General features: G+C 31.4%; 6 protein-coding genes. 4 read left to right on the top strand and 2 right to left on the bottom strand.

The features are described 5' to 3' along the window. Positions 1–304 (top strand): hypothetical protein (locus Q0X89_RS02400; RefSeq protein WP_297691011.1); only part of this gene is annotated, 304 nt, incomplete at its 5' end. Between the two features lie 113 nt (positions 305–417). Here the strand turns inward: Q0X89_RS02400 and Q0X89_RS02395 are convergent. Beyond that, positions 418–702 (bottom strand): DNA-binding protein, encoded by a 285-nt coding sequence (locus tag Q0X89_RS02395; RefSeq protein ID WP_297691010.1) that lies wholly within the window; start codon positions 700–702, stop codon positions 418–420. 290 nt (positions 703–992) lie between these two features. Between Q0X89_RS02395 and Q0X89_RS02390 the strand changes: the two genes are divergently transcribed. After that, positions 993–1,364 (top strand): hypothetical protein, encoded by a 372-nt coding sequence (locus tag Q0X89_RS02390; protein ID WP_367176880.1) that lies wholly within the window; start codon positions 993–995, stop codon positions 1,362–1,364. Here the strand turns inward: Q0X89_RS02390 and Q0X89_RS02385 are convergent. Continuing rightward, positions 1,361–1,999, bottom strand: coding sequence for a hypothetical protein (locus tag Q0X89_RS02385; RefSeq protein ID WP_297691008.1), 639 nt, complete (start codon positions 1,997–1,999; stop codon positions 1,361–1,363). The genes Q0X89_RS02390 and Q0X89_RS02385 overlap by 4 nt on opposite strands. Before the next feature lie 726 nt (positions 2,000–2,725). Here Q0X89_RS02385 and tsaE point away from each other — a divergent pair. Both tsaE and Q0X89_RS02375 read left to right on the top strand, forming a co-directional pair. Continuing rightward, a complete protein-coding gene (gene tsaE / locus Q0X89_RS02380) occupies positions 2,726–3,148 on the top strand; it encodes a tRNA (adenosine(37)-N6)-threonylcarbamoyltransferase complex ATPase subunit type 1 TsaE (protein ID WP_297691007.1) in 423 nt (140 codons plus the stop codon). 484 nt (positions 3,149–3,632) lie between these two features. Then, positions 3,633–3,770: a hypothetical protein gene (locus Q0X89_RS02375; protein ID WP_297691006.1), complete on the top strand. Its 138-nt coding sequence runs from the start codon at positions 3,633–3,635 to the stop codon at positions 3,768–3,770. The last annotated feature ends 158 nt before the right edge of the window (positions 3,771–3,928 follow it).

The following is a 3,928-nucleotide window of genomic DNA, read 5'->3' as shown; positions in this document are numbered from 1 at the left end:
ATTAGATCATTTTAATTATAATAGAGTAGCTTTTGATCTAAAAGAAAATGAAGCTTATCTTTTTCATATGTATACATTTGAAGCGCACAGAGGTAAAAACCTTGCCCCCTATTTGCGCTATCAGAGTTATTTAATGCTTAAAGACCTGGGAAGGGATAGAATATATAGCATTACACAATTTTTTAATAAATCCTCCAAACGATTTAAGAGGAAATTGAATTCAAAGGATTTGCAACTTTTTATGAATATCATACTATTTAAAAAATTCCATTATCATTTTCTTCTTAAAACGTATGATTCCTAGTTTGTTTAAAAATAAAAGCCGGCTACAAGAAGCCGGCCTTTAAAGAGAGAACAAACGAAAAACTAATTAACAATTCTTTATATCATATAAGTTACTTCCAGGTTTTCTAATGGCTAGTTTAAATAACTTCCTCTATATAATTCGGTTACTTCATTATTATTGGTTACAGAAAGAGAAATTCGAAAATTGAGCTCAAAATGACTACTGTAATAATAGGTTTTCCTTCTTCTGTTATACAAAACAGGAGCTTTAAAATCCTTTAAAACTTCCAAAAGATTATAAACAGATCGTTCGCTTAAATCCATTCTTCTTGCCAATGCCCGTGGCGGTCCCGTACACTCTGCCTCAATAAGTAAATGTAGTTTTTGAAGGTTTTCCAAAGTTTTAATTTTATTCATCTGCCACCAGTTTTTATCAATACATTTACTACTAAGGAAAATTTGTTTCTATTTTGAATTTTGATGAGATACTAGATCCTATTATAAGCTTTAATATTTCTTTTATAATATTATAGATTATTTTCTATATATACAAATATTTATAGGTTTTTTTCTATTTATTATTCCGTTTAGTAATCTTTCTATCCTACTCTGTGCTTTTTTATATCTTATTAAAGCCCTATCTTTGATACGATAAGATTTTATATCGATTATTTTCTAGGGTAATGTTTAAAACAATTGATCGTTTAATGCAGTTCATTAAATATGCCGGACTCAGCGCCAGGCAGTTTGATTTATCCATTGGTGCCAGTAATGGATACACCTTGAGAATGAAAAAGAACAATGCATCCATTGGCAGTGATGTCATTGAAAACATTCTCAGAGTTTATCCTCAATTAAATGTCGTCTGGCTAATTACCGGAGAAGGTGATATGTTGAAAAAGCCGGTGGAAGCTGAAACTTTGGATTTTGACAATTTACCCAAATCAAGGCAAAAGGAGATTGAAGATATAATTGAACAAAAAATAAAGGAGCGCCAGGAGGAGGAATTAAAACACCTACTAAAAGAGGTTTCTGAAGAGATTGAAAAAACACAAAAACGTTTAAATAATGAACCCTAATAATTGACTTTTAGTTGTTCTAAAAGTTCATCCCGTAGGGTAATAAGCTTCAACAATTGCTCCTTTCCGCTAGATTCCCGGGCTATTTCCGCCTTTAGCATTTTAATCTGTTTTACATTTTTATAAAGAATGTTATTTGACTTAAAATCAGTGTTTTTAAATAGATTATCTATCTCCTCCGTAAGCTGATCATACATTATTAATATTTGCACCCTGTATTTGATGGCTTTGGAGGTTAACAAAAGAAAAAGGACAACACAAAAAATAGCTGGAAATGCCTTTATATTGCCAGCTGCATCCAATGTATTAATATCCTGCGTGGCCTCCCAAAACTGGTAAGAATACAATATTATTGGTGAAAGGATAGCATATTTCCACCAGTGCTGACAAATAAGAAACCATAAGGTCATTGGAATAATAATAATTAATTTCCGTATTAGAAACCAAAGAAATATTTGAACATTAGTGAATCCGTTACTATGAATCTTTAGAATACCTAAATCCCAGACTTGCTCTGCTGGTATGAGATAATGAATAAACCATAGAAGAGTTGTAACAACAAGGGCACAAATTACCACTAAATTTAGTCTCTCATGATTACTATTTACTTCATCCTTAGATTTGTAATTATTCATTTGGAGGCGATCTTGCAAAATCAATTTTGCATTATAGATTTTTACTAGATAGCTATTCCAGTTTATTCTGTCCTTTTTCTGCATGAGAGATTGAAGCTTTTCGCTGTAAATATCATTTGAATACTTGATGTTTGCACTTAGAATGGATTTTATGGAAATCTCTAATAATCGTCTTCGATACGGTTTAAAATAATAAGTATCGCAAAAAAAGATAACACTAATTATCAAAGCTATTATCATAATCTTTATCAGTAATATTGAGTTCTCGTCATTTATGAGTCGTAGATTATTAATCCTAAATGAGTCGAATAAATAATCTAAGGTGTTATATAAGTATAAAGTTAATATGGGTATAAGAAGATATTTCCATCTATTAGCAATTGTGGAAAACCATATGACTAGTAGAGTAAATGGAATGATATCCTTGAAAAGAGACCAAATGAAAGTACTATTACTTAGAAAGCTATGTGAGAACTCAATCCCAAAGAGGCAAATTTCTTTAAGTTCATTGCTAAATAATAGATGTGTATAAGCCAAAAATGGTAAAAAAGCTACGGTAATAGCTATCAGCACATCTGACTTATATTTCTTTTGCCAATTAGATTTCATTGTGACTGGAACTTACTTATTTTAGCAACAAGTCCTATTTTTACATCTTGAATAAAATCTAACTTTATTCATTGATATTAGAACCTGACTTTTAAATATACTGATTTTATCCTATAAATGCAGAAAATAATCTATACAATTAAGGAATTAGATAAGGTTTCAAAAGAAATTCTGGACCATGCCGCCTCCAAAACACTTTGTTTTTATGGAGAGATGGGATCCGGGAAAACCACCCTGATCAAAGCTATGGTGCGCAGATTAGGTGGAGGGTATCAGGCCAATAGCCCTACCTTTGGAATTGTAAACGAATATCACAATAATAGTGGCAACTTGCTGGGGTATCATTTCGACTTTTACCGCTTAGAGAATGAAGAAGAAGCCCTGGACCTTGGATTGGAAGATTATTTTAATCAGAATACCTGGGTTTTTATCGAATGGCCTGAAAAGATTGAAAAACATCTCCCTGCCAACTGCACAAAACTTGTCCTGGAAGTTATTGATCCTGACACCCGAAAAATTCTAATAAACCGGCCCGAGTAAAGTTTTTAAACAAATTATGATTTAAGTGATTTTAAGTTCATTTTTTTTAAGAAGTAAATATAGTTATCATCGATAAAGTGTATAATAACATCGACCATTGAAATATACATCACTCAAAAAATTCTCCTTCCTAGGAATTTTTTTAAAATTCTGTTTTAAAAAACAAAAAAATTCCTGAATATTCATTCTGGATTTTGGATTCAAAGTAATGAGTCAACTTAAAGAATTAAAAAGTACCGAATTTCATATAGCTGGCTCCACTAAGGATTAATCGATCTAATTTCGCACCAATAGTGAAGAATTCCCTATCGTACAAGGCTGGTTTTTATTGTGTGGTATTCGACGAACGGTAAAAAAGTCGGTAAAATGCATACTTTTTGCGTTAAAAGGTTGTTTTTTTCCGATAAATTACAATTTGTTAGTGTATTTTTTCCTACATTTGTTATTGAGAATGAATCAAATCTTTAACGAAAAACTATTTACGATGAACATTAAGAAACTTTTTTTTGGAATATGCGCCTGCCTTATTCTGATGGCGGCAGCCTCGACCCCTGACTATGCAATTGAAGACCAACTACTCCACAAAGACGGAATTAGAAAAGATGAAATTAAACTTAAATAAGATATAATAGTTTACTATTTTGAAAAAAGGGCAATCATAAATTGCCCTTTTTTGCGTTAGAGCAATATAATCCCTCACTTGTATTGCCAAAATGAATCGAATACACGACCAAAGTAAAAAAGCTAAAAAAAGATTGTTTATTGAGTCTATTGCAATTT

It is taken from the genome of uncultured Eudoraea sp. (genome assembly GCF_947258525.1).
Lineage (GTDB): Bacteria > Bacteroidota > Bacteroidia > Flavobacteriales > Flavobacteriaceae > Eudoraea.
The sequence above is the reverse complement of the archived record's forward strand: the minus strand, read 5'-3'. Positions and strand labels throughout refer to the sequence as shown.

What these genes read in the sequence shown, in the direction of transcription:
- Q0X89_RS02395 (WP_297691010.1), bottom strand. Translation starts at nt 702, where the DNA reads ATGAATAAAATTAAAACTTTGGAAAACCTTCAAAAACTACATTTACTT.
- Q0X89_RS02390 (WP_367176880.1), top strand. Translation starts at nt 993, where the DNA reads ATGCAGTTCATTAAATATGCCGGACTCAGCGCCAGGCAGTTTGATTTA.
- Q0X89_RS02385 (WP_297691008.1), bottom strand. Translation starts at nt 1,999, where the DNA reads ATGAATAATTACAAATCTAAGGATGAAGTAAATAGTAATCATGAGAGA.
- tsaE (WP_297691007.1), top strand. Translation starts at nt 2,726, where the DNA reads ATGCAGAAAATAATCTATACAATTAAGGAATTAGATAAGGTTTCAAAA.
- Q0X89_RS02375 (WP_297691006.1), top strand. Translation starts at nt 3,633, where the DNA reads ATGAACATTAAGAAACTTTTTTTTGGAATATGCGCCTGCCTTATTCTG.